This window comes from Rhizobium sp. 62_C5_N11_2 (genome assembly GCF_051811185.1).
GTDB lineage: Bacteria > Pseudomonadota > Alphaproteobacteria > Rhizobiales > Rhizobiaceae > Rhizobium > Rhizobium leguminosarum.
Genome location: NZ_JBPWPW010000004.1, coordinates 275,204 through 299,562, shown reverse-complemented (window position 1 = coordinate 299,562; position 24,359 = coordinate 275,204). Strand labels below are relative to the sequence as shown.

Below are 24,359 nucleotides of genomic sequence, written 5' to 3'. Positions count from 1 at the left end.
CATTCGACATCGCGGTTTCAGAGCCATGGTTGGTGGTTCCCGTTGGCACGGTACATGCATTGACATCCGCTGATACGTCTGCGTCACCTTCAGGAGAAAGAGTCTCATGCTCAAGCTCACAGAGGATATCGTCACATTGGGTTGGGTGGTCCTGGTCCGAGAGACACAACAGCGCGCTGGCAGTCTGCCCCGCGCGGTAGGGCACGCGCAATGCAGGTGACTCTGGAAACCGCGCGACTATATTTGCGCCCGCTAACCACACCATGGGACCTGCTGCGATTTCATGCACTTCATGCCGATCCTTTCGTTGCGAATGCCATATATGACGGCAAGCCTCCGTCCTTTGCAGACACATGTGCCGAGTTCAAGAAGTCCCGTGCCGATTGGGATAGGTATGGAATCGGTCTCTTTGCAGTATTCGAACGCGACAGCGCCAGCCAGGAAGGCCGCTTCCTTGGACAACGCCGCCTAGGTTTTCTGCCGGAAAGCGACGATCTCGAGCTCAGCGCATGCTTTCACCGGGCCGCATCCGGCAATGAATATGCTCCAGAAGCGGGATGTGCCATCCTTGATTTTGCCTTCACGACCCTGGCAGCACCGCGAGTCCTGTGCTTTGTTCGGCCTGAGAACCAGCGTTCCTTGCGTTCAGTTGGAAAGATGGGATTCCGGCAGATCGGTGATAGGTGGTTTGGCGACCAACTGACGCGCTGCTTCGAGGTAAGGCAACAAGACCTGAATGGAATAATCGCAGCAAATCCAAGCTTTGCGCCGGTTCGCTACCTTATTCAAAAGCCGGCGATGACGGATTCTGTAGGCCAGGCGATTAGGCCCGACGCGCAATCGCTTCCGCGACCTCGATGCGCCCGTAGCCAACGTTGAAGCAGTAGAGACCCGCGAAGTCGTCGATCAGCTGGTTGCCGCGGGCGTCCTCGATGCGGATCATCCCCTTACCCGCTCCACGATCGTCGGCTCACCAAGTTGCCCGTTGCGAAATCTTTGAGATGCGTAAAAGGATGAGAGCCATGTTACGGTGCTGCCAGGCAGAGTGCGGGTTTCGCGCGGCTCGCTGTAAAACGGTGGCCGACCGTCATACCTACACACCCGACTGCGTCTTCAATTTGTTCTGTCCTGAAGATTAAGATGTAGCTGGAACCATTTGGCAGCATTGACCGACCCATACATGCCCCTGCAATATCTTGCGCAATGACGCCGCATTTTTCGTGACCGACCCCTGTTGGTACCCAGCTTCGGAATTTCCGCGATCATCCAAACCTCTGCCATCTGCGACAAGAATGCGGCCCTTCGATCCGTGGTGCATGGGCGATGCCGCCCGGTTTCGACAGGAGGGCTTAAGCGCACCTGCGGCGCCAATTATCGAATCGTGATCAGATCCCGATCGCTTCATAGGCATCCGCGATTTGTCGGATTGACGCGACATAGGCAGCGGTTCGATAATTTCCGAGTTCCGGTTGCTGTTCGATGAGATCGGCGATGCGACCCCAAGTGCTGCGCATGACGTCTTCCAGTCCGGAACGAACGAGATCGATTTCTGCGCCACCTTCAAGGAACTCGCCGCGGATGTCGGCTGGAAATTCCTTGCCGGTCATGCGTTCCAGCGCCGCGGCAATCGTTTGGTTACGCCGCTCGCGCCGGCGCCGTTCCATCAGCCCGAAGGGAATATGCGTCAGGTTCTTCACCCACTCGAAGTAGCTGACGACGACGCCGCCGGCATTCACGTAAAGATCGGGTAGAATAATGATCCCGCGGGTGCGCAGTGCTCTGTCGGCCTCGAAAGATACCGGTCCGTTGGCCGCTTCGACCACGAGACGCGCCTTGATGCACTCCGCGTTGCCCGCATGGATCGCATTTTCCATCGCCGCCGGAATGAGGATGTCGCATGGCTGCTCGATGCCCTTGATATCGCAGGGAAATGAGGTGGCGCCCTCGAAACCGAGGATGCTGCCGGTTTTGTTCTGATGTTGCTTCAGCGCCTCGATCGCCAGGCCGTCGGCATTGGCGACATAGCCGTCCCGTTCAGCGACGACGGTTATCCGAGCACCATTCTCTTCGGAGAGGAACCTTGCCGCATGGTAGCCGACATTGCCGAAGCCCTGAACGATGACGGCGGCACCCTTCAGATCACGCTTGCCGCTCAATCCGGCGGTGCGCGGATCCTGGAGATAGCTCTGGATGGCGAATTGGACACCTCGACCGGTTGCTTCGGTGCGACCGGCGATACCTCCCTTCGACAGCGGCTTGCCGGTCACGCAGGCGCGGGCATTGATCACATCAGTTGGATTGGCGCGGCGAAACTCGTCCATCATCCAGGCCATCTCCCGCTCGCCCGTACCAATGTCGGGAGCTGGGACGTTGACGCCGGGGCCGATCAGGCCGCGTTTGTTGAGTTCCTGCGTGAAGCGGCGGGTGATGCGCTCGAGCTCCTGCGGCGTCCATTCGCGCGGATCGATCTTCAGCGCGCCCTTCGAGCCGCCGAACGGCACATCAACCAGCGAGCATTTAAGCGTCATCAGCGCTGCCAGCGCTTCGACCTCTTCAGCGTCGGCGTTCGACGCGTAGCGGATGCCACCCTTCACCGGCTCACAGTGCTCGCTGTGGACCGATCGCCACCCGACGAAGCTGTACATGCGGCCGCGCAGGCGAACGCCGAACCGGACAGTATAGGTCGAGTTGCACTGCATGATCCGCTCCGACAGGCCTTCCGGCAGATCGAGGAAGGTCATCGCATGACGGAAGTTCTGATCAACGCTATCCAGGAAGCCCGCAGAGCTGGTCTCTCCGAGCTGTACATTGCGTTGTGGTATTGCGTTCACTTGGCGTTCCTCCTAGCTGGGAAAGTCTCGGCCGCGGCTGTTTCAACTGCACAAAATTCATCGGTCGGCATTGCGAACGAGCAGGACGTAGATCAGCGTGAACAGGCGTCGGGCGGTGTCGTTGTCGATCTTCAGTTTCGCTGACAGCCGGCTTTTCAGCAATTCCGCGGCCTCATTATGAACGCCTCGCCGGCCCATATCGATTGCCTCAAGGCGCTCAGGCCCAGAGTGGCGAACAGCGTCGTAATAACTCTCACAGATGCGGGTGTAGTCTTTCAGCAAGCGGCGAAAGGGCGTGAGCGACAAGTAGTGACTGACAACATGCTCGCCCTGATCAACAGCAACATGCAATGCCAGGCGCCCATCTACCGCTTCGATCCTGAGGCGATAAGGTCCGCCGTCGTGACCGACTGGAATGAATGTATTGGATTCTAGAAGGTCGATGACCGCGATGGCTTGCTCACGCTCCATGCTCGCGTGCTGGCCAGCGAACGAGCGGTCGATCGATACGTCGCAGAGACGGTACTTGGCGAAGGCCATAGCCTGCTCTCCCCTCACATCGCTTCCACACACATAGCGACACCCATGCCGCCGCCGATGCAAAGCGTCGCCAGGCCCTTCCTGGCGCCGCGGCGCTTCATTTCGAAGAGCAGCGTGTTGAGGACGCGGGCACCGGAAGCCCCGATCGGATGACCGATGGCGATCGCGCCGCCGTTGACGTTGACGATCGACGGATCCCAGCCGAGGTCCTTGTTGACCGCGCAAGCCTGCGCCGCGAAGGCCTCGTTGGCCTCGACCAGTTCGACATCGGCGATTGCCCAGCCGACTTTCGCCAGCGCCTTGCGCGATGCCGGGATCGGGCCGGTGCCCATGACCTGCGGATCGACGCCGGCTGTTGCCCAGGACACGATACGGGCCAACGGCTGGATGCCACGCGTGGATGCCTGTGCTTCGGTCATCAGCAGGGTCGCGGCCGCGCCGTCGTTGAGACCCGAGGCGTTACCGGCGGTGACGGTGCCCTCCTTGTCGAAGGCCGGGCGGAGCTTGGTCATCTGGTCAAGCGTTGCGCCATGGCGGATATATTCGTCCTGGTCGACTGTGACATCGCCCTTGCGGGTCTTGACGATGAACGGAATGATCTCGTCGGCAAAACGCCCTGCTTTCTGTGCCGCCTCGGCCTTGTTCTGGGATGCCAGCGAGAACTCGTCCTGTTCCTCGCGACTGAGCTGCCACTGCCGGGCGACGTTCTCGGCGGTGATGCCCATGTGGTAACCGTAGAAGGCGTCGGTCAGGCCGTCCTTGATCATGGTGTCGATCATCTTGAAGTCGCCCATCTTCACGCCGCCGCGAAGATGCGAGCAATGCGGCGCCATCGACATCGACTCCATGCCGCCGGCAACAATGATATCCGCATCACCGGTTGCAATCTGCTGCATGCCGAGAGCCACGGCGCGAAGGCCCGAGCCACAGAGCTGGTTCATGCCCCAGGCGGTCTTTTCCTGAGGGACACCCGCCTTCATCGCCGCCTGACGCGCCGGGTTCTGGCCCTCGCCTGCCTGCAGCACCTGGCCGAGGATCACCTCGTCGATCTCGCTCGCCTCGACGCCTGCGCGCTCAAGCACGCCCTTGATGACGGCAGCACCCAGTTCGTGCGCCGGCGTATTGGCGAACGCGCCGTTGAAGGATCCGACCGCGGTACGGCCGGCGCTGGCGATGACGATCGATGGGGTGCTCATGCTGGTCTCCTCTATGGTCCTCGCGAAGCCGGCAAAGACGGCTCCAGCATCTCGGCAATAAGCCGCCGGTCGGCCTAGTTGACGATGGTCGCCTCGGTGGCGCTGCGGATCTCGCCGTCGGTGACGCCCTCGGCAAGCTCGACCAGCTTCAGTCCGCCATCAACGACGTCGAGCACACCAAGATTGGTGATGATCCGATCGACGACGCTTTGTCCGGTCAGCGGCAGGGTGCAGGCCTTCAGCACCTTTGATTCGCCGGCCTTGTTGGTGTGGTCCATGACGACCACCACCCGCTTGACCCCAGCAACGAGATCCATTGCCCCGCCCATGCCCTTGACGAGCTTGCCCGGGATCATCCAGTTGGCGAGGTCACCGTTCTCTGACACCTCCATGGCGCCGAGGATCGCCATGGCGATCTTGCCGCCGCGGATCATCGCGAAGCTCTGCGCTGAATCGAAGAACGCGGAATGCGGCAAGGCCGTAACCGTCTGCTTGCCGGCGTTGATGAGATCGGCATCGATCTCACCCTCTGTCGGAAAAGGTCCGATGCCGAGCAAGCCGTTCTCCGACTGCAACGTCACATGGACACCTTCGGGGATGTAATTGGCGACCAGCGTCGGAATGCCGATGCCGAGGTTGACGTAAGTCCCGTCTTCGAGTTCGCGGGCAGCGCGCGCCGCCATCTGGTTTCTGTCCCAGGCCATGTCTCTTCCCTGCCCTTCAAGCCGCCGCACGCGTCGTGCGCTGTTCGATGCGTTTCTCGTGCTGACCCTGGATCAGGCGATGCACATAGATCCCCGGCACGTGGATGTGATCGGGATCAAGGCTGCCGACCGGCACGATCTCCTCGACTTCGGCGACGCAGATCTTGCCGCAGGTGGCCGCCGGCGGGTTGAAGTTGCGGGCCGTCTTGCGGAAGACGAGATTGCCCGTCGTGTCGGCCTTCCAAGCCTTGACGATCGACAGATCGGCGACGATGCCGGTCTCGAGAACGAAGACCTCTCCGTCAAAGACCTTGAGTTCTTTTCCCTTTGCTACCACCGTGCCGACGCCGGTCTTGGTATAGAAGCCGGCAATACCTGCGCCGCCGGCCCGCATCCGTTCGGCAAGCGTGCCCTGCGGATTGAACTCGAGCTCAAGTTCGCCGCTGAGATACTGCCGCATGAACTCGGCGTTCTCGCCGACATAGGACGAGATCATCTTCTTGATCTGCTTTGTCTTCAGCAGCACGCCGAGACCGAAGTCGTCGACCCCGCAATTGTTGGACGCGATCGTCAGGTCCTTGGTGCCGGCCTCGCGAATCGCGTCGATCAGCAGTTTCGGAATGCCACAAAGGCCGAAGCCGCCCGCGGCAATCAACATGCGGTCGAACAGCAAGCCCTCAAGCGCCGACGTCGGATTGTCGAAAATCTTGTTCATACTCCCCCCGTTAGGTTCGTCTGTTGCGGCGCCGAGGCGCCGCCTGAATTCATTCCTTGGTTCCCGAACACCCGCAGCAGTTTCCCAACCGCTGCGGGCGATCTCGTTCACCCGCGATTGATGCAAACGACCTTCGGCTGGGTCATTTCTTCATAGGCAAAGCGCACGCCCTCTCGCCCCATGGAGCCATATTTGGAACCGCCGAACGGCATGGCATCGAAGCGGTAGTCCGAGGAGTCGTTAATCATCACACCGCCAGCCTCGATCCTGCCTGCGGCGTCCAGTGCGACATTGAGGTTGCTGGTGAAGATGCCGGCGTGCAGACTGTATTCCGGTTCATTCGCGAGTTCGATCGCTTCATCGAGCGTCTGAAAAGGGGCAAGCATGACCACAGGCGCGAACACTTCCTCGTGCCACAGGCGGCAGCTGACCGGCGTGCCTTCCAGCACGGTTGGGTGATAGAGCGACCCCTCGCGTTTGTGACCGCAGAGCAGCTTCGCGCCTGCGGCGATGGCGTCATTGACAGCTGCTTCGGTGCGTTCGGCGACTTCCTTCGAGACCATCGGGCCAACATCCGTGTCTTCCTTCAGCGGATCCCCGGCCTTGAGCTTGTTGGTCGCGGCGACAAAGGCGTCGCGAAAGCGCCCATAGAGTTCAGCCTGGACAAGAACACGCTGGGCGCCGATGCAGTTCTGCCCGGCTGCCCAGAAGGCGCCCGAAACGCAGCCTTCAACCGCCTTGTCGAAGTCGCAGTCATTCATAACGATGACCGGCGCATTGCCGCCCAGTTCCATTGCAAGTTTCTTCAGTCCCGCCTTGCGACTGATGGCTTCTCCCGTAGCAAACCCACCGGTAAAGGAGACCATGCGGACGTCCCGTGCAGAGACAAGGGCCGTCACGATCTCCCTGTCGCCGTGAACGAGGGTGATGATCTCGCGCGGCAAGCCTGCTTCGACCAAGGCGTCAACAAGGTTGATAGAGGAAAACGGCGTCAGGTTCGAGGGTTTCAGCAGTACCGCGTTACCACCGGCAATCGCAGGACCAAGCTTGTGCGCGACTAGGTTCAGAGGGTCGTTATAGGGGGTGATCGCGGTGATGATGCCGAGCGGCTCTCGCGTAAACCAGCCCTGGCGCTGTTCCGACCCCACATAGGCATCGAAAGGCACGATCTCGCCGGCATTGCGTTTTGCCTCTTCGGCAGACAGCTTCAGCGTATTGACGCAACGAAGCACTTCCTTGCGCGCCTGGATGATCGTCTTGCCGGCTTCGCGCACGATGGTCTCAGCGAAAGCGTCACGACGGCTCTCGATAATCTGCGCAGCGCCTTTGAGGATGCTCGCACGCTTGTGTCTTGGCAGCTTGCTGGAAAGCTCAGAGCCGCGACGGGCGCGGGCGAGGAGTTCACCGATTTCGCTTGCATCCGTGGCCTCAACCGTCCCCAGCACAGACCCGTCATAGGGGCTATGGACGGTGATCGGCGCCAAGCTGGTGCTGATATGAAGTTCGGCGGCGGTCATAGGCCGGCTTCCTCTTTACTGGTGCGCATTGCTTTGCGACGGGTAAGTTTCTCGGTCCGGGCAAGGAGAGATCCCTGCCCCATTCTCAATTCCATGAATGCGATGGGTTGCGGTCGGAACCTGCCTACGCCTACCGTCAGATCTTCTGACCGTCGCGGACGAGGTCGTCCATGACCGAGCGCACCGCCTTCTCGGCGATCGAGACGATCTCGTCGATCTCCGCCTTGGTGGTGACGAGCGGCGGTGCAAAGCCGAGGATGTCGCCATGCGGCATGGCGCGGGCGATGAGGCCACGATCGCGGGCAGCCTTGGAGACGCGGGCACCGACCTTCAGGGACGGATCGAAGCGCTTCTTGTTCTCACGATCGCCGACAAACTCGATGGCACCCATCAGACCAACGCCACGCACTTCGCCGACGATCGGCAGCTGTGCGAACTTCTCCTTGAGCTGTGCCTGGAAATAGGCGCCAACCTCGCGGGCGTTGCCCGGCAGGTCTTCCTTCTCGACGATGTCAAGGACCGCGTTGGCAGCTGCCGCACCGATCGGGTGGCCGGAATAGGTGTAGCCGTGCGAGAAGGCGCCGACCTTGTCAGCTCCCTCTTCCATGACCTTATAGACCTTCTCACCGACGATCGACGCCGAAAGCGGGAAATAGGCCGAAGTGAGGCCCTTGGCGACGGTGATCAGGTCGGGTTCGATGCAGTAATGCTGCGAGCCGAACATCGAGCCGGTGCGGCCGAAGCCGGTGACGACTTCGTCGGCGATCAAAAGCACGTCGTGCTTCTTGAGCACCGCCTGGATCGCTTCCCAATAGCCTTCCGGCGGCGGCGTGATACCACCGGTGCCAAGCACCGGCTCGGCGATGAAGGCGCCGACATTGTCCGGCCCGAGCGTCTCGATCATCTCGTCGAGCTCGGCAGCACGGCGGGCTGAGAATTCGTGTTCGGTTTCGCCGGGGTTGGCACCCCAGTAGTGGTGCGGAACACCGGTATGGTCGATCTGCGGCAGCGGCAGATCCATGTGGTCGTGATAGAAACTCATGCCGGTCATAGAGCCGGAGACGACGCTGCAGCCGTGATAGCCGCGTTCACGCGATATAATTTTCTTCTTCGTCGGTTTGCCGCGCAGGTTGTTGTAGTACCAGACGAGCTTTGCCTGGGTCTCGTTGGCGTCCGAGCCCGACATGCCGTAGAACACCTTGCTCATTTTGCCGGGCGCCATCTTCACGAGGCGATCGGAAAGGATCGCAAGCTCTTCGGTCGTGTGTGCAGCGTAGGAATGGTAATAGGCCAGGCGGTAAGCCTGACGCGAGATTGCCTCGGCGACCTCGGTGCGACCGTAACCGACATTGACGCAGTAGAGGCCGGCAAAACCATCGATCAGCTGGTTGCCATGGGCATCCTGGACGCGGATTCCCTTACCCGTCTCGACGATCGTCGGCTCGCCAAGCTTTCCGCTGGCAAAATCCTTCAACTGCGTGAAAGGATGCAGGACCGAGTTGCGATCCTTCTCAGCTATGTTTTTGATGTTGACAGTCATTTTAATTCCTTCCACCGCCGCATCTCGGCTGCGAATTTTGTATCTGTGAACAGGGCCAGATCGAGCAGGAGCACACAACCTCAAGTTTAGGACAGCTTCGCTTGGCCGACCCGCTCCGATGATAGTGCCTTCAAGTGCGAGCTAAACCGCACCATTTCGCTCTGGGGTGGCGCAGGGTTCCTGCAAACTTTTCCGCTTAATGCAGTAGTTCGCTATTCGTGCGGGCTTTGCCGATTTGAATCGTGCCGGTGGGCTTGTGAAGCAACCGTGGTTGTCGAGACAGGAGTGAAAAGACAAAGCGGGGATCGGACCACCGAACCCCGCCTGCATTAGGTGAATCGGATTGCTATCTCCGACAACACATCCTCTTACGAGACACGAGATTTCGCAGTTCGTGGTGTCGATGACCAGCAATTTCCGCGGAACGTTGGACAGGAATTCGGCTTGTCGATCGGTGATCAGGATGCTTTCGGTGATTTCGATGCCCCAATCCCCATACCAAAGACCAGACATGAAATGGAACGTCATTCCCGGCTTCAGTTCCGTCTTGTCACCCTCCCGGAAGCTCGCCGAGCTCTCGCCCCACGCAGTCGGATAGCCCATCCCGATCGGGTAACCTGAGCGACTCGTCTTCTCAAAGCCGTATCGCGCCAACGTTCCGGAATAGGCTCTGGCGATATCCTCGCAGAGGTTACCGGCCACGGCCTTTCGAGCCCCGCCTGCATGCCATCGAGAACAGCCTTTTCCGCGTCCAGTATCTGCTGGGTAGGTCGTCCGAGATAATAGGTGCGCGACAAGGGGCAGTGATAGCGCTTGTGTACGCCGGCAAGCTCGAAGAAAACGCTCTCGTCGGCCCGTATAGGCCGGTCCGTCCAGGTCAGATGCGGGGCGGACGCGTCTGCCCCGGCGCCAAGATTCGGGACGCAGGCCGGATAATCTCCCCAGTAGGCATCGACGCCGCGGGTGCCGATATAAGTGAGTTCGGCAATCACGTCGGATTGCTTTATTCCCAGTCGCAGCAATTCGCCGACACGCTGATGCATGGCTTCGACGATCTTACCATCCGCGCATGTACTCGATTTCTCGTGGGGACTTTACCAAGCGCTGCGAGTTGATCAGTCTGTCGGCATTTTTGAATCTTGCATTCGGGAGCGACGCGGACAGCGCTTCAAAAGATCGGGCCGACAGGCAGGCGCTGTCCTTTTCGACACCGATCGTTGCCGAGCCATGACCCTCGTTTGCAATGATCTGCCCCGGGGCCGACATTGCGTGCAAGGTATCGGACTGGACATATTCGTCACCGTACCATTTGATGCGGTCTTCGCCGATATAGGCCGTCCTGCGGCAACCGTTGGCGTCCATGCGCCGGCCGAACCAGAGCGGATCCTTGTCCTTGGACACCACGACGCATTGAGGCACACAATAGGAGCAGCCATCGTAGCCCGTCAGCCAGCCCATGTTTGCAGGATCGGTTACGACCAATAAGTCGATGCCCGTCTGCTCCATTGCCCCGCGCGCCTTTTCGAGGCGAGTTTTGTATTCAGACAAATCGAACCGTAGCGTTTCGCCGTTCACGTCAGATCCTCCAATTGAAGTCGAAAATTCAAGCGCGGCAGGTTGCTGCGGCGATAGTCAGCCTGCAGAGGTCCGTGATGTCGTAGATGGGCAGCCCGGTCTTTGATCGCAGGGCATTTGCGACGGTGGGAAAGCCTGTGCACTCGAAGAGTATCATTGCGATATCGGGATGGTCCGCGCGAAGTTGCGCGATGCGGTCACCAACTTCCCGTTGAATCTGGTCAACGTCGGTACGGACGAACGGGCGAGCCAAAGCATTGCGCACGTAAACGCCACCTTCGATTCCTCCGACGACCACGCTTTTGCGATCCGCGGGATTTTCGATGCCCAGTAGGTCTTCACTGCAATGTCGAGAGTCGGCGGTCAAAACAGCAAGTTTCTTTTGAGGTGCGAGTTGCCGCAGCAGAGCCGGAATGAGGAGCAGGCTGGAAGTCACAACCGGCACATTGACCGCCGCTGAGATCGCTTGCTGGTGACGGATAAAAAAACCGCAGTCTGCGGTAATCACGCCAGCACCGCGGGCGATCAGCCGCTCGGCGGCGGCTATACAGGCACTCTCGAGCGATGCATCGCCAGGAATGATCACTTCCGCCAGAGCGCCCTCAACCATTTCTGTGATCACGGGTCGGTTGAAAGTCGCCGGGTGGAAGAGCGATCCTTCCCGCGGAGCGAAAGTCGGGCTGTCTGCCGTCAGGCCTTCATCGAGCTCAAGAATTCCGAGAGTAAGGTTGGTTTGCGAAGACATAAAATGAAGCTCCATGGTTAAAACGGCTGTTACCGCTTTGAGAAAAATTCGATTAGCAACTGGCCTCGAGAAATGAGGGGAACGACGAGCCCCTCATCCTGCTTTCTGAAACCAGCGCACCTCCCAAGCCATGCCGAATTTTCTTTCAGTTCTAGCGCCATACTGCGCATCCAGAACCTCCGGTTGATCAATCGATTGTGGTTCCGGCTTTCGCAGCAAGCGCCCTGGCAAAGGCGAAATTGGCAATGGCGGTGTTTTGAATTCCCGTCCCGGTCAGATCGGCAATGGTGATCTGGCTATTGCTGGTGCGACCGGCGATCGCACCAACAACAACCTGGCCGAGCTCGGCAAAAGATTGGTCTTCAGCGACTGCGCCGGCCGCGATAGCGTGATGCAGCTCGCCGAGCCGACGCGTTTGACAGAGGCTGTCCGCGACATAGAGATCGGCGCGGGCAATTGCCTGCGGCTCGACCTCATTCTTGTGTTCGGCATCCGAACCCATGGTCGTGATGTGTTGCCCCGGATCGAGCCATTGCGCCTCAAGGTTCGGATGATCGGCCGGTGTTGTGGTAATGATGACTTGCGCACCGGCGACAGCCTCTTTCCCGCTTTTGCAAGCGGTGACGCTGATACCCAATTGGGCGGACAGTTCTCGCGCCGTCTTTCCGGCCCTGGAGCTGCCGCGCGCCCAAATGCGGGCTTCGCGAATTGGCCGAACCAACATGAGCGCCTGCAGCTGTAGACGCGCCTGCATCCCAGCACCAAACACAGCAGCCACCGACGAGTCTTTGCGGGCGAGGCGCATTGCAGCTACCGCGCCCGCGGCGGCCGTGCGGACATCGGTGAGATAGCCGTTATCGAGCAACCATGCCTGAACCAAGCCCGTCTTGCTGGACAGTAGGATTATCAGGCCATTCGTGCTGGGCAGACCAAGTTCCGGATTGCAGAAAAAGCCGGGGCTGATTTTTATGGCGAAGCCATCTAGGCCGGGGACATAGGCGGTTTTGACGTCGACTTCGCCGCGATGCTCGACAATATCCAGACGAAAAATTGGTGGCATCACCACGCTTTTCGTCGCTAGCGTGCGAAACGCCTCTTCGACGCAACGGACGGCCTCCAGATCCAATGACACCAGCTTTCTCAGCTGGTGTTCCGTTAAGATCGTCGTCGACCTCATGAAGCCCATCCTCAGCCATTCCTCGTCATTGCTGACGATACGTTGATGCAATTTCATATCGATATTGCCGCCCGACAGTACGATCACAACCGGTCCCCGCAGATCGTTGATCTTGTTTGCTAGCAAAGCCGCAATGCCGATCGCTCCCGCACCCTCCACGACTTCGCGCACCTGCGCGTACGCATGTCGAATGCCGGCGGCGATTTCGGATTCGCTCAACAATATGACGTCGTCCAACAGGTCCCGGCACATGGCAAATGTCCATTTGTTGGCGAGCCCGATTCCGCCGCCGAGTGAATCAGCGAGACTTTCGAATTCTTCGACCTGGACAGGGCGCCCCGCATCAAGGCTGGCTTTAATCGCGGCGCCGCGATCCATCGTGAGGCCGATGATTCGCGCAGCCGGCCGAAGGCTCTTCACTGCTGCCGCCACGCCCGAAGCCAACCCTCCGCCCGATAGTGGAATAAGAACAGTAGCTACGTGTGGCAGCGCCTCGACGATTTCCAGTCCGAGGGTACCTTGACCGGCAATGACTGCCGGGTGATCAAACGGAGGAATGAGGCATCGTCCCTCGCCTGCTAATCTCTCGGCTTCTTCCTGAGCGTCATCCTGCGATCGACCGACTATCCGAACCCCAGGCCCAAGCTGCCGAATTTCGGAAACCTTGTTCTCAGGCACCAGATTGGACATGCAGATCGTTGCATTCACGCCGCAAGCGTTCGCCGCGAAGGAAAGTGCGCGCCCGTGATTGCCGGTCGAGGCGGCGACAACTCCCCGTCGCCGCTCTTCTTGAGAAAGCTGGAGAACCGCATTGAAGGCACCGCGCAGCTTGAAACTGCCGGTGGTCTGCCGGTGCTCCAGTTTGAGATAAACCGGAACTCTGGAAAAGCTCGATAACGTAGACGATTGCGTGAGCGGGGTGGTTAGTATGTGATCCTTGATGCGCTTTCGGGCATCTTCGATATCGTTGAGATCGATCATTCGGGTCAGCCTCGGCGCGAAACCAGTCATCACGCGTTTTGGAACAGCTCCCAGCAGTAGCGGATAGCCAGTTCCGTTGTCGGGATTAGCGCGTTGTCCGAGACGCCGAAGGTCGGCGTGTGCACGCCGGACTCGTTTCCGGCTTCCTTGCTGCCAAACCAGAAATAAATCGATGGCAGGCAGCTGGCATAGAAGCCGAAGTCGTCGCTGCCCGAGCTCGCCGAGCCTTCGACATACCTGTCCTCGCCGTCAGTATGCACCACGATGTGCTTAAACAGCGCAACCATTGCGCTGTCGTTAACCACAGGAGGTTCGCCGGCATGCGAGCTGAACTCCGCCCGTCCGCGGTGCATGGCAGCGACACCTTCGGCGATTTCGCCAACGCGCTGGACCAACAGCTTTCTTCTCTCGGGGCTGCTTGTCCGGATCGTTCCAGTCATGGTGACCGAGGGACAGATAATGTTCGTCGCTTCCCCACCACGGATCGTTCCAATGGTGACGATTGCGCCATCGTCTACCGGCATTTCGCGCGACACGACTTTCTGCACTTCATTGATGAAGGCGCCCGCGATCGCAATTGCGTCCACGCCGAGATGCGGTTTGGCGCCGTGTGCCATCGTCCCGGTGAATTCGAGCGAGAACTGGTCTGCAGATTTCGTAACAGCGCCCGCGCGAGCGCCGTATGAGCCGACAGGAATGTCCGTGCGGACATGAAATCCGACGGCGGCATCAAATCCTTCGAGCAACTTTTCATCGACAGCGGTCCTGCCGCCGAGCGGCTCCGCTTCCTCGGCCGGCTGAAAGAAGACCCGCAGCCTTCCTGAGAAATTTTCGCGCATGCGATGGAATGCAAGCGCCGTTCCCAAGGCGATTGAGCCGTGCATGTCATGGCCGCATGCGTGCATCACGCCAGGCACTTGTGACCTATAAGGCAGGTCCTCGCGGGCTTCATGTATGGGAAGGGCGTCAATGTCGCCACGCAGTGCGATTGACCGATTTGCGCCTGGGGCCAAGCCCTGGATATCCACATAGACACCGGTCTTGTGGAAGGTCGTCACTTCGGTCAATCCGAAGCCGGCGAGGGTTTCGATGATCCGCTTTTGCGTTTTCCATTCGTTGTTGGAAAGTTCGGGCTCGCGATGCATTGCGTGTCGCATCTCGACAACTGCATTGCGTTCGACTTCGGAGAGTAGGTTGTTCGTGGTATTGTTCATCGTCACGGTCTTTTCAGCGTTGTCTGGTGTCGAGGCTAGCAGCAGCTGAGCGGCAAAACCCGTCGATTTGAATGCACGTCACGCAGTGTTCCTGCAAAACGCGGCGGTGGCGCGCGATCTGGCTCTGCAAAGAAAATATACTGCTGCCATTGCTACGCCTCGATAGGGATCGCGAAGCTTGCCTTGAGACGATCCATCACCACCATCGTTTTGAAGCCTTTGATATCCGCATTTTCATAGAAGAACCGCCGCGTGAAATGTTCGTAGTCCTCCATGTCTTTGGCGGTAACCACGAGCATGAAGTCGGCATCCCCTGTCACGTAGAAGCCCATCATTACCTCGCGGGTATTTCGGATCGACGCCTTGAACCGATCGACGATGTCGGCTCTTTCTCGTTCAAGGGACACCATGACGACCATGGTGATATGTCGTCCGACTGCTTTCGGTGAGACGATCGAAACGTCCCCTTCAATGACACCCTCGTTGCGCAACCGCCTCAAGCGTCGCTGGCATGCCGTTGGAGAGAGGTGAACGACGCCCGCGAGTTCCTCCGATGTCAATCGATTGTTCTTTTGGACCGCCTGGAGAAGCGCGATGTCCGCACGATCGAGTTCGACCACCGCTATGCCTCCCCGAAGAAGCAATTTGGGACGCGCGTGCGGAAGCCTGCGAGGCCTATTGGGTCTCGCAAACTTCTGTCGCATTTCTGTCTCCGGCACAGATAGTCATCCGACCTGGTCACGCCATTTCGAGAGCGAAGGAGACATGTTGGAATCAGACGAGTATGCACCGAATTCAGTCTCTATTTGACGAAGAGGGTGCGCGGGGTCTTCGTCAGGGGTTCATAACCAGTGTCGGAGACCGCAAAGCTTTGTGTGATCGTGATTCCGACATTGTCGAGCCACAGGCCGGGCATCATGTGGAACACCATGCCGGGCTGGAGCACGGTTTCGTCGCCCTTGCGAATGCTCGCCGTGCGTTCGCCCGAGGCCGGAGGGAACCCGATGCCGGTCGGATAACCGATGCGAGACTCTTTCTCGATCCCGTGGCGTGCCAGGGCCTTCCGGAAGTCGCCATCGACCTCCGAGCAGGTTCGCCCGGGTCGAACTGCTTCCAGCCCAGCGTTCAAGGCTTCAACAGCAATTTCCGACAGGTTCAGGAAAGCGGGTAGAGGCTGGCCGACGACGATCGTGCGCGCCAGGTTGACCTGGTAGCGATGCCGGCATCCGTTCAGTTCCAGGTTGACAACGGTGGACTCCGGTAGGGGATCGTCGGTCCAGGCGGCATGTGGCGCGATCGAGCGCTCGCCAATGCAGAGATCCGGAGGGCAGCAAGGATAGTCGCCACCGAATTCGGGCGTGCCCGAAATCTGCTGGTGATAGATCGCAGCCGCGATATCGCACTCACGAACCCCGGCTTGCACCATATCGATGACGCGCGTCATGGCGGCGTCTGCAAGTTGGCCGGCCTGACGCATGATGGCCACTTCGGCCGGGCTCTTCACGAGTCGGATCCATCCAACAAGGAGGTCGGCGTCGACGAACTCGGCATTCGGTAGTGCGCGGGTGAGATCGGCGTGGCCGCGTGCCGGATAGTAATATCCCCCCATCTCGACGCCGATGCGCGCCTTTTCCCCTCCAAGCTCCTTCACGATATCGGCCATGAAAGTATAGGCCGAGAGCGTAGCAGATTGAACATAGGTGTCCGGATAGGCCCGGATGTTGTCCTCGGACAGATAGGTGGTCATGGAGGCTGAAACTCGGTCCATGAAACGGCCAATCCAGATCGGCTCCGCGTGGTCTTGTGCCACAACCACCATTTGAGGAGTGTAGAAGGAATAGGCATTGTAGCCGGTAAGGTAGTTCTGGTTGGGCGGTTCCGAGAGGAGGAGGATATCAATTCCTCGCTTCGCCATTTCCTTTTTGACAGCCGCCAGACGAGTCTGGAACTCGCCTAGTTCGAAGTGCAGTTCCTTTATCACGTGGTTCTCCGTGTAGGACGTTCGCCTATGGCGAAGCTTTGATCAGAGCGCTCCGGCACAATCTGCCGAGGCGCGGAGTTTTCGAAAGTCACTCAGATGCGCCGCGCTAAGCCTATTACGGGCGCAGGTACCGGTCGAGCACGTTGCGGGTTACCTGCTCGACCATGGGATCGTTTCTCAGCAATCCGGCAACCCATTCGCAACTTCCGGCATGAAACACCTCACCCTTATTGCGCTTGAAATTGATGATCATTCCATTGCCACGCTTGAGCTTTTCGATATTTTCTCTTGTTGCCTCGCCGAACAGCAATTCCGCGGTCTGGCGCATCTCGGAGTCGTCGAGCGCCAGGTCTTCACGCGCCAAATCCGCGCTCCATTCCATCTGTGCCGCCATTCCGATCGCGAGGATCTCCGTTCCTTCCGGCGCCCTGCTTGTTGCCGTAGGGTATGGCAGCCCATCGCGAATTTCATAGTCCAGGCCGTCCACCTCGTAGCCAAAGATGTGGCTCTCGGCACCGAGCACGTCACCGTAGAAAAGACCAGTGTCGGCAAAAGCCCAATGCTCAGGTCTATAGATAGGGAAGCCCCGGGCTCCGCGCGGAGCGCAGCCCAACCATCCAGCATAAATGCCCTTGGTGGAGTTGAGGCCGAACGTGTGGGCCTCGGGCCGGCCTACCTCCGGCGTCTCCCATAGGGTCGCCGTGCGACTGGCGTCGCCGGTTTTGTAGACCGGGTCCTCTGCACGGGCCCGCGCTTTGTAGCAAACCTGCCGCCGCCCTTCGTCTTCAAGCCTCGTCTGCCAACAAAAGTTGCCCGCGAAACGCGCCACCCGACCGCCTTGATCGACATAGGCGTCGACGGCGTCGCGCATCTCCCAAGTCCAATATTCGTCATGGCCGACGAAGACTACACACTCATAGTTCAACAATATCTTTGCTGTCCTTGTGGACCACAGCGACGTTCGGCCCCCAAATATATAGTGCCGGGAAATCGAATACTTCCGCTCGCGCCTTGGTCGGTATCATCTGACCCATGGCAACGTCCCAACGCCCCTGCCATTTGCCGCCTGCAATGATGTCCCACCCCGGCGTTACGAACGCAATTCCCGTGCCAAGGTATTTGGCAATGCTCCCCGCCACGTCCACATCGTATCCAATAAGTTCGTGCTTCTCGTCCAGGTGCGAGATCGGGCCCCAGTCGGTTCCAACTGCGACTGTGAGCGTCTTGTTCGAAAGCACGCGATCGAGGACTTCGCCGGCATAGCGGACGCAGAAAATGCGGCGGAGGCCAGAGCCAAGGACATGGCTGCGATATTTGCGAGTGTTTTTTCATGCGATGTTCCCCTGTTCTTTTTGATCATGAGCACGACTACTGGCACCCAAATCCATCTTCGGAACGCTGATACCCGCATTTTTAGGGCGACTTGCGTTCAATTAGTTCATGTACATGAAACTCCCGCGTATTGCAACAACTGTTTTAACACCTATTCAATGATACAAACGTATCGCGCCGATGGCCCGGGCGTTCGAAGGCTTCATGCCCTTGCGCCCGCACGCCTGAAAACTTGGCCGGAATGCGTGCTTTGCCAGCGTCCTAAAGAGGATGCTTTGCCATCTCGTCGGCAACGTCTTGGTCAATCGGTGTATCGAAGGTCATTAATATGTAACCCAGCACCGAATAGAAGCCGACCGTGGCCATAATGTCGAAGACAGCTTGCTGCCCCATGGCAGCAGAAATCCCTCGCTCAAGATGCGAAGGCAGACGCGCTCCGTCAAAAAGCGCGTCAACAGCTCCGGCAATCAATCCATCTTCGCCATCCGGAGTTCCAGCCATACCCCGGATCCGGGCATCGGAAATGCCAAGACCACGAGCGCGGCTTACATGATGGGCCCACTCATAGGCAGAACCCATCCGATGTGCCGCGCGCAGAATCACGAGCTCGGATCGAACTGCCCCCAAAGCGCTGTCCTTGACGATATGCTGCCGTAAGGGGGCCCACGCTCGGAGGAGCGCGGGATGATGAGCCATGGTGCGATAGACATTGAGCGCGGCGGCAAAACCAGTTTTCATATCCGCGATATCTGCGGGCCAGTTTTCGTCAGAGATAGGTGGGCAGGACGGTGTCGTCATTTCGCGAGAACCTCAGTCTGCCACTGCGGCGCGGATTGCATCGCCAAGCCGTTCGACGATAAGGTCAATCTGCTCGGGCTGAATAATATAGGGTGGCGCCAGCAGCACATGGTCGCCCTGCACCCCGTCAATCGTGCCGCCCATGGGGTAACACATAAGGCCTCGGCGCATCGCTTCCTTCTTGATCCGGGAATACATCTTGCGGGCTGGATCGAAAGGTTGCTTGGTGTCTTTGTCCGATACGATCTCCACGCCGCGGAAAAGACCGCGGCCACGGATGTCGCCGACATACGGCGATTGCCCGAGTGCCTCATCGAGGCCGGCCTGCAGGCGATCACCCATCCTGATCACGTTTGTCACCATCTCGGGGCGGCTGATTATCTCAACCACCTTACTGGCTGCCGCCGCTGCGATCGGATGTCCGATGTAGGTATGGCCATGCTGGAAGAGACCCGATCCGTCTGCGAACGCGCGGTAGATCTTCTCGGAAAGCAACACCGCCCCGACCGGCTGAAAGCCACCGCCCAGGCCCTTTGCAATCGTTACAAGATCCGCGACAATCCCCTCCTGTTCCAACGCGAAGATCGTGCCGGTGCGCCCCATTCCGCACATGACTTCATCGAGGATCAGCAAGATGCCATACTTGTCGCACACCTGCCGAACCCGTTTGAAATAGTCGGCAACCGGCCCCACTGCGCCAAGCGTCGCACCGACTACCGGCTCGGCGACGAAAGCAATGACCTTGTCCTCTCCAAGTTGAAGGATCTTGTCTTCCAACTCCGATGCAAGACGCTCGGCATAAGCCTCGGGCGTTTCGCCCACCTGAAGATCGCGGTAGGCATAGCAGGGAGAAACATGATGTGTTTCAGGCAGGATGGGTTTGAACTGGGCACGACGCCAAGCATTGCCGCCTGTGGCCAGAGCTCCGATCGTATTGCCGTGATAGCTCTGCCGACGTGCGATGATGTGGCGCCGCTGCGGTTGCCCGATTTCGACAAAATACTGCCGCGCCATCTTGAGCGCCGCCTCGACAGCTTCTGAACCGCCGGACACCAGGTAGACATAATCAAGGCCATCCGGCGCGAGTTCAATCAGTTGCTCTGCAAGCCGCTCGGCGACATCGGTTGTAAAGAAGGACGTATGGGTGTAGCTGATGCGGCCCATCTGCACCTTCATCGCGTCCAGAACTTCTGGATGATTGTGCCCCAGGCAACTGACCGCGGCGCCGCCCGATCCGTCTAAGTAGCTCCGTCCGTCGCTGTCCACGATGTAGATGCCTTGCCCTGCTACCGCGGTAGGCAGAGTTGTACCGATCGTTCGATGGAGAATTTTGGTCATGGTGATCTCGGGTGCTTATCCGTCCGGCTTTCGAACGTTTCCAACCATTGATTTGCAGGTTTCGCCGAAATATGCAACAAATGTTTTATGCAATAGGTTTTGACGCATTTGTTTTCACCGCCCCAGCCATGTTTCTGGAGCGGCTTTTGTTAAGGATTGGCATTCAATTATTTGACTTTTTTGTTCCCGAGAGAGATGGTCCGGGTGAATTATGACATCGTATGTGAGGCAAATGTTGCAAAAGGGTCCATTGCACGCTCTAATTATTGAGCGGTTCGACGAGATGTCTGAGCAGTTGCAACAAGCAGCTCGACACATCTTGGAGCATCCCCAAGAAGTAGCGCTTGTTTCTATGCGCGAGCTCGCGCGCAATGCTGGTGTGCAGCCGTCGACGATGACTCGGCTGGCGAAGTTTCTTGGCTTTTCAGGATATGAAGACTTTAGAGGACATCACGCTGACGTCATCCGGGTGAGCGCAGACGGCTTTGCCGCCCGCGCACTGCAAAGAGACGAAGGAGCGGCCAACGGCGAGGGCTTGGCGTATCGCATGCTCCAGGGCCTCTCAGGTCAGATCGATCGGCTCTGCGATTCCGATACAATTCTGCGGCTCAACACGATGGCCGATCACCTCGCCAAAGCTCGGCGCATCTATGTGCTCGGGTTGCGCTCCTGCCATTCTGTCGCCTGGCATTTCCATTACGTTATGACGTTGCTTGGCGAGAAAACAGTTCATCTGGATGGTCCGGCCGGCACAAGCGGAGATCCGCTCATTCGCGCCACCCAAGACGACGTGCTTTTAGCTATTTCCATAAATCCCTATTCGCTTCAGACCCTTGAATTGGCCGAGGCGGCCCGGGAAAAAGGGATGCCTATTTTGGCGATTACCGACAGCGAAGTGTCTCCTTTGGTGACGATCGCAGAGCACGTGGTGTTATTCCCGACCGAGAGCCAAACATTCTTTCATACGTTGACGCCAGCGCTAGCCGTTTCCGAGGTCTTGTGCGGCCTTCTTGCGAGCCATGATCGCTTAGCCGCTCTGGAAGAACTGAAGCGTGCCGACCGCCACCTTTCAGCGATGAATACCTATGCCACCTCCATTCCGCGGCGGAAGATCTGAGCGCGCGGATACCAGCACAGTTGTGCGTTGCCCAAATAGCCAGCCCCACAGATTCTCCGGGGCTGCCCTTTCGTTAGAAGCATCCACACTGCTTAGACGCGATATCGTCGGGAAAGCTCAGGTCGCGCCGACCGTTGCCTGCAATTTTCCTCGGCCCCGCCACAAGGTGAAGTAAAGAGCGACCAGCCAGACAACAGGGAGTAGCGTCAAAAACGATCCAACTGCAGCAATCGTTGGGTCGATTTGCTGCTTCAAGTTCTCCAGCATCTTCAAAGGGAGCGTGGGGATCGAATAGCCGCTGACAAACGACGTGATAATGACCTCGTCGAAGGACGCAAGGAACGCGAACAAAGCGCCACCGATGATACCTGAGCGGATCAACGGTAGGGTCACCCGCATGAAGGTCTGCATAGGTCCGGCACGCATGCTCATCGCAGCCTGCTCCAGCCTCCTGTCGAAGCCCGAGAGAGTCGCCAAGACGACCACCACGACATAACCAATGGCGCCGATGGTTTGGCCCAGAATAATTCCTGTGCTGGTTCCCACAAGGCCAAATCTCGCCAGTCCGAGATAGACGGCTACACCGACGACGATGATTGGAAACGTTATTGGCGTCAGGATTGCCATGGTCAGACCCGAACGGAGGCGGGGTGCGCAGCGGCTTAGACCAAAGGCGGCCAATGTACCAACGACCGTGGACACGACGGCGACGACCACACCGAATTGGAAGCTGTTCCACAAAGCTCCGATCCAGGAAGGATCCCCAAAGAACGAATAGTACCACCGCAGGGAAACTGCTCTTGGGGGAAACTCGATAAATTCTCCCGAACTGAACGATATCACGATGACGATCAAGCCCGGCGCCAGCAGATAGATCATAACGGGGGTAAGGAAGACAGCTCCGAGGATCTTCGACCAGGAGGTATCCCGTTGCGCCTTGTAGACCCCCGCAGCCCACCGACGGGCCTGATACGGTATTGCAAGTTCGTGCAGAAAGCGGACGCCCTTGCTGGCAGACGGCAACCGGATCGGGCGTGGCTTTCGCTCCGCTTGTCCTGATTGGTCATGGGCGGCTGCAAGATTGACTCCTGCTGTGGAAAGAAGCAGAAGCGCCACCGCAAGGAGAATGAAAGCCGCAGCTGCCGTCTGACCGATGTTCAAGGAGGTCGTAAGCAGCGAGTTGATGAGGGTAGACAGCATAGTGTCGCCTAGACCGCCAAGAGCCTGCGGCGTGATGTAGAACCCAAGGCACACGACAAAGACCAGGATGCAGCCACTTCGAATGCCCGGGATGCTGAGTGGAAAGAACACACGCAAAAAGGCTGTGAGAGGCTTTGCCCCCATGCTACGAGCAGCCGACATCAAGGACTTATCGATACCCATCATCACGCTGATCAATGGCAAGATCATCATCGGCAGCATAATATGCACCATGCCGACGTATACGGCGAAGCGATTATATATGAGCGATAGTGGCCTTTCGATAAGACCAGCATTGAGCAACAGGGTGTTGATCAGGCCACTGTCGCCCAAAACGACCGTCCAAGCATACGTGCGCACCAGTGCGCTCGTTAGCCAAGGTAGGAAGACCATTACCATCAAGATGGGACGTGCGCGACCGGCGTTGGCGATCAGAAATGCAGTAGGGTAGCCGATGACCAAGCACAGTGCCGTCGCGATGAAGCTGATCTCGAAGGTTTGAAACAGGATCAGGACGAAGGATCGCTGTGCAAAAAATCCTTCATAATTTGCAAGAGAAAACGCTGGCGCGTTCAAGCTCGTCAGGAACAAGAGGATCATCGGTATACCGAAAACCGCAAACAAGAGGCCGCAGGCCGGCACCGTAAGCAGGATCGGCATTGACCGTAGTTTTTGAATCGTCATTTACCTGCCCCCACGTTACGCCGCAACAAAGCGGATATCGGACCGGAGCCAGTCTAAGCGGACCTCATCCCCGGGTTGGAAGACTTCCTGGCCTGAGGCAACATGTTCGCGCGCGATTAGCATGGTGTTCCCGACACGTACCCGGTATTTCCTCAGCGGACCTGCATAGATCATATCTTCAACGGTGCCGGACACAGCCTGTCTTTGATCCGCGTCGGCGCGTCTCGCGGCCGTGCGCCCACCAATGCAAATGCGTTCGGGTCGCAACATTGAAACCATTCCGGAAGACGGCACGGCGTCCGATTCCACTTTGAATTCGGTGTTCTCGAGGATGTTGGCCTCGCCCAGGAAATTGGCGACGAAGCGCGTTTTCGGTCGATCGTAGAGTGCTTCGGGCGTATCGATCTGCTCGATTTGGCCAGCTTGCATCACGACGATGCGGTCGGACAAGGTCAGGGCCTCCTCCTGATCGTGGGTCACGCAAATGGTGGTCTTTCCAAATTCTCTATGCAGTTCTTTGATCTCGACCTGCATTTGTTCGCGCAGGTTTCGATCCAGCGCACCAAGCGGCTCGTCGAGCAGCAATATCGGCGGGTCGGCGATCAGCGCGCGCGCAACGGCGACGCGCTGCTGCTGGCCGCCACTCAGTTGTGACGGCATCCGGCTGCCAAATTCGCCGAGCCGAACGCGCTCCAGCATTCGGCTGACTCGCGTCGCCCTGTCGGCGGCCTTGATCCCACGCATCTCCAGCGGGAACTCCAAGTTGCGATGAACCGTGAGGTGCGGGAAAAGGGCATAACTCTGGAATACGATGCCTTGGTCACGTCTGTAAGACGGAACCTTGGAAACTGATTTTCCGGCAATGAGAATGTCGCCCTTTGTCGGTGCCGTGAAGCCGGCAAGGAGCATCAAAGCGGTCGTCTTTCCCGAACCGCTTGGACCGAGAATAGTCAGAAACTCACCCCGAGATACGGAAAGGGAGATATCCTTAACCGCAGCCACGGCCCCATACATCTTTGTAACATTACGGAATTCAATCTGGGTGGCGGCTGGGTCGTTCTTCAATACTTCGTCCTCGGCAGGAAGATAACTTTTCAGGTTCAGGGTCATCAGGATACTCCAGGAGGAACAGTGCGCCAGTTTGGCGTACCATGCCTAAAACTCAGTCGTCAGA

At 58.4% G+C, this 24,359-nt stretch carries 20 protein-coding genes and 3 pseudogenes; 2 read left to right on the top strand and 21 right to left on the bottom strand.

All coding sequences use genetic code 11. The annotated features are described in order from the left end of the window. Positions 1-210 precede the first annotated feature (210 nt). Positions 211-879: a GNAT family N-acetyltransferase gene (locus tag AB8B31_RS33210; RefSeq protein ID WP_245424655.1), complete on the top strand. Its 669-nt coding sequence runs from the start codon at positions 211-213 to the stop codon at positions 877-879. On the opposite strand, the pseudogene AB8B31_RS33205 reads toward AB8B31_RS33210, so the two are convergent. From AB8B31_RS33205 to AB8B31_RS33115, 19 genes and pseudogenes are all read right to left on the bottom strand, one after another. Continuing rightward, positions 827-1,016, bottom strand: a pseudogene (locus AB8B31_RS33205) (aspartate aminotransferase family protein); the annotation flags it as partial. The gene AB8B31_RS33210 and the pseudogene AB8B31_RS33205 sit on opposite strands and share 53 nt — an antisense overlap. 369 nt (positions 1,017-1,385) lie before the next feature. Further along, positions 1,386-2,831: a Glu/Leu/Phe/Val family dehydrogenase gene (locus AB8B31_RS33200; protein WP_425351035.1), complete on the bottom strand. Its 1,446-nt coding sequence runs from the start codon at positions 2,829-2,831 to the stop codon at positions 1,386-1,388. Between the two features lie 57 nt (positions 2,832-2,888). Then, complete coding sequence (locus AB8B31_RS33195) at positions 2,889-3,371, bottom strand: UPF0262 family protein (RefSeq protein WP_096772071.1); 483 nt, start codon at positions 3,369-3,371, stop codon at positions 2,889-2,891. Between the two features lie 14 nt (positions 3,372-3,385). Next, positions 3,386-4,567, bottom strand: a complete 1,182-nt coding sequence (locus AB8B31_RS33190; protein ID WP_096772070.1) for an acetyl-CoA C-acetyltransferase — start codon at positions 4,565-4,567, stop codon at positions 3,386-3,388. A gap of 74 nt (positions 4,568-4,641) precedes the next feature. After that, on the bottom strand, positions 4,642-5,271 hold the full coding sequence (locus tag AB8B31_RS33185) for a 3-oxoacid CoA-transferase subunit B (RefSeq protein ID WP_096772069.1): 630 nt from the start codon (positions 5,269-5,271) through the stop codon (positions 4,642-4,644). A gap of 16 nt (positions 5,272-5,287) precedes the next feature. After that, entirely contained in the window at positions 5,288-5,986 is a 699-nt protein-coding gene (locus AB8B31_RS33180) for a CoA transferase subunit A (RefSeq protein ID WP_096772068.1), read from the bottom strand. A 107-nt stretch (positions 5,987-6,093) separates the two neighbouring features. Beyond that, the gene (locus AB8B31_RS33175) at positions 6,094-7,503 is read right to left on the bottom strand and encodes an aldehyde dehydrogenase family protein (RefSeq protein WP_096772067.1); all 1,410 of its coding nucleotides are present in this window, start codon (positions 7,501-7,503) and stop codon (positions 6,094-6,096) included. Positions 7,504-7,639: 136 nt separating this feature from the next. Then, the gene (locus AB8B31_RS33170) at positions 7,640-9,043 is read right to left on the bottom strand and encodes an aspartate aminotransferase family protein (RefSeq protein WP_096772066.1); all 1,404 of its coding nucleotides are present in this window, start codon (positions 9,041-9,043) and stop codon (positions 7,640-7,642) included. 399 nt (positions 9,044-9,442) lie between these two features. Beyond that, positions 9,443-10,618 (bottom strand): annotated as a pseudogene (locus tag AB8B31_RS33165) (M24 family metallopeptidase); the annotation flags it as partial. Positions 10,619-10,646: 28 nt separating this feature from the next. Continuing rightward, on the bottom strand, positions 10,647-11,363 hold the full coding sequence (locus tag AB8B31_RS33160; RefSeq protein WP_096772065.1) for a hypothetical protein: 717 nt from the start codon (positions 11,361-11,363) through the stop codon (positions 10,647-10,649). A gap of 187 nt (positions 11,364-11,550) precedes the next feature. After that, positions 11,551-12,540, bottom strand: a complete 990-nt coding sequence (eutC, locus tag AB8B31_RS33155; RefSeq protein ID WP_096772074.1) for an ectoine utilization protein EutC — start codon at positions 12,538-12,540, stop codon at positions 11,551-11,553. 27 nt (positions 12,541-12,567) lie between these two features. Further along, positions 12,568-13,521 (bottom strand): annotated as a pseudogene (gene eutB / locus AB8B31_RS33150) (hydroxyectoine utilization dehydratase EutB); the annotation flags it as partial. 29 nt (positions 13,522-13,550) lie between these two features. Further along, entirely contained in the window at positions 13,551-14,735 is a 1,185-nt protein-coding gene (locus AB8B31_RS33145; RefSeq protein ID WP_096772064.1) for a M20 family metallopeptidase, read from the bottom strand. Positions 14,736-14,887: 152 nt separating this feature from the next. After that, on the bottom strand, positions 14,888-15,355 hold the full coding sequence (locus AB8B31_RS33140) for an Lrp/AsnC family transcriptional regulator (protein ID WP_096772063.1): 468 nt from the start codon (positions 15,353-15,355) through the stop codon (positions 14,888-14,890). Positions 15,356-15,537: 182 nt separating this feature from the next. Beyond that, positions 15,538-16,716 carry a M24 family metallopeptidase gene (locus AB8B31_RS33135; protein ID WP_096772062.1) on the bottom strand — a complete coding sequence of 393 codons (1,179 nt, stop codon included), beginning with the start codon at positions 16,714-16,716 and terminating at the stop codon, positions 15,538-15,540. Between the two features lie 115 nt (positions 16,717-16,831). Then, positions 16,832-17,641, bottom strand: a complete 810-nt coding sequence (locus AB8B31_RS33130; protein ID WP_342588547.1) for a N,N-dimethylformamidase beta subunit family domain-containing protein — start codon at positions 17,639-17,641, stop codon at positions 16,832-16,834. Further along, the gene (locus tag AB8B31_RS33125; protein ID WP_239621066.1) at positions 17,631-17,954 is read right to left on the bottom strand and encodes a transporter substrate-binding domain-containing protein; all 324 of its coding nucleotides are present in this window, start codon (positions 17,952-17,954) and stop codon (positions 17,631-17,633) included. Before AB8B31_RS33125 ends, AB8B31_RS33130 begins: the two co-directional genes overlap by 11 nt. Positions 17,955-18,309: 355 nt before the next feature. Further along, entirely contained in the window at positions 18,310-18,846 is a 537-nt protein-coding gene (locus tag AB8B31_RS33120) for a carboxymuconolactone decarboxylase family protein (RefSeq protein ID WP_096772061.1), read from the bottom strand. A gap of 12 nt (positions 18,847-18,858) precedes the next feature. Next, on the bottom strand, positions 18,859-20,184 hold the full coding sequence (locus AB8B31_RS33115; protein WP_096772060.1) for an aspartate aminotransferase family protein: 1,326 nt from the start codon (positions 20,182-20,184) through the stop codon (positions 18,859-18,861). A gap of 232 nt (positions 20,185-20,416) precedes the next feature. On the opposite strand from AB8B31_RS33115, the gene AB8B31_RS33110 reads away from it, so the two are divergent. Beyond that, positions 20,417-21,301, top strand: coding sequence for a MurR/RpiR family transcriptional regulator (locus AB8B31_RS33110; protein ID WP_096772073.1), 885 nt, complete (start codon positions 20,417-20,419; stop codon positions 21,299-21,301). 117 nt (positions 21,302-21,418) lie between these two features. Here the strand turns inward: AB8B31_RS33110 and AB8B31_RS33105 are convergent, their stop codons facing one another. Then, positions 21,419-23,185 carry an ABC transporter permease subunit gene (locus AB8B31_RS33105; RefSeq protein WP_096772059.1) on the bottom strand — a complete coding sequence of 589 codons (1,767 nt, stop codon included), beginning with the start codon at positions 23,183-23,185 and terminating at the stop codon, positions 21,419-21,421. A 15-nt stretch (positions 23,186-23,200) separates the two neighbouring features. After that, entirely contained in the window at positions 23,201-24,295 is a 1,095-nt protein-coding gene (locus tag AB8B31_RS33100) for an ABC transporter ATP-binding protein (protein ID WP_096772058.1), read from the bottom strand. Between the last annotated feature and the right edge of the window lie 64 nt (positions 24,296-24,359).

Coding starts and splice junctions, on each gene's coding strand:
- AB8B31_RS33210 (WP_245424655.1), top strand. CDS start 211: ATGCAGGTGACTCTGGAAACCGCGCGACTATATTTGCGCCCGCTAACC.
- AB8B31_RS33195 (WP_096772071.1), bottom strand. CDS start 3,371: ATGGCCTTCGCCAAGTACCGTCTCTGCGACGTATCGATCGACCGCTCG.
- AB8B31_RS33190 (WP_096772070.1), bottom strand. CDS start 4,567: ATGAGCACCCCATCGATCGTCATCGCCAGCGCCGGCCGTACCGCGGTC.
- AB8B31_RS33185 (WP_096772069.1), bottom strand. CDS start 5,271: ATGGCCTGGGACAGAAACCAGATGGCGGCGCGCGCTGCCCGCGAACTC.
- AB8B31_RS33180 (WP_096772068.1), bottom strand. CDS start 5,986: ATGAACAAGATTTTCGACAATCCGACGTCGGCGCTTGAGGGCTTGCTG.
- AB8B31_RS33175 (WP_096772067.1), bottom strand. CDS start 7,503: ATGACCGCCGCCGAACTTCATATCAGCACCAGCTTGGCGCCGATCACC.
- AB8B31_RS33170 (WP_096772066.1), bottom strand. CDS start 9,043: ATGACTGTCAACATCAAAAACATAGCTGAGAAGGATCGCAACTCGGTC.
- AB8B31_RS33160 (WP_096772065.1), bottom strand. CDS start 11,363: ATGTCTTCGCAAACCAACCTTACTCTCGGAATTCTTGAGCTCGATGAA.
- eutC (WP_096772074.1), bottom strand. CDS start 12,540: ATGAGGTCGACGACGATCTTAACGGAACACCAGCTGAGAAAGCTGGTG.
- AB8B31_RS33145 (WP_096772064.1), bottom strand. CDS start 14,735: ATGAACAATACCACGAACAACCTACTCTCCGAAGTCGAACGCAATGCA.
- AB8B31_RS33120 (WP_096772061.1), bottom strand. CDS start 18,846: ATGACGACACCGTCCTGCCCACCTATCTCTGACGAAAACTGGCCCGCA.
- AB8B31_RS33115 (WP_096772060.1), bottom strand. CDS start 20,184: ATGACCAAAATTCTCCATCGAACGATCGGTACAACTCTGCCTACCGCG.
- AB8B31_RS33110 (WP_096772073.1), top strand. CDS start 20,417: ATGTTGCAAAAGGGTCCATTGCACGCTCTAATTATTGAGCGGTTCGAC.
- AB8B31_RS33105 (WP_096772059.1), bottom strand. CDS start 23,185: ATGACGATTCAAAAACTACGGTCAATGCCGATCCTGCTTACGGTGCCG.
- AB8B31_RS33100 (WP_096772058.1), bottom strand. CDS start 24,295: ATGACCCTGAACCTGAAAAGTTATCTTCCTGCCGAGGACGAAGTATTG.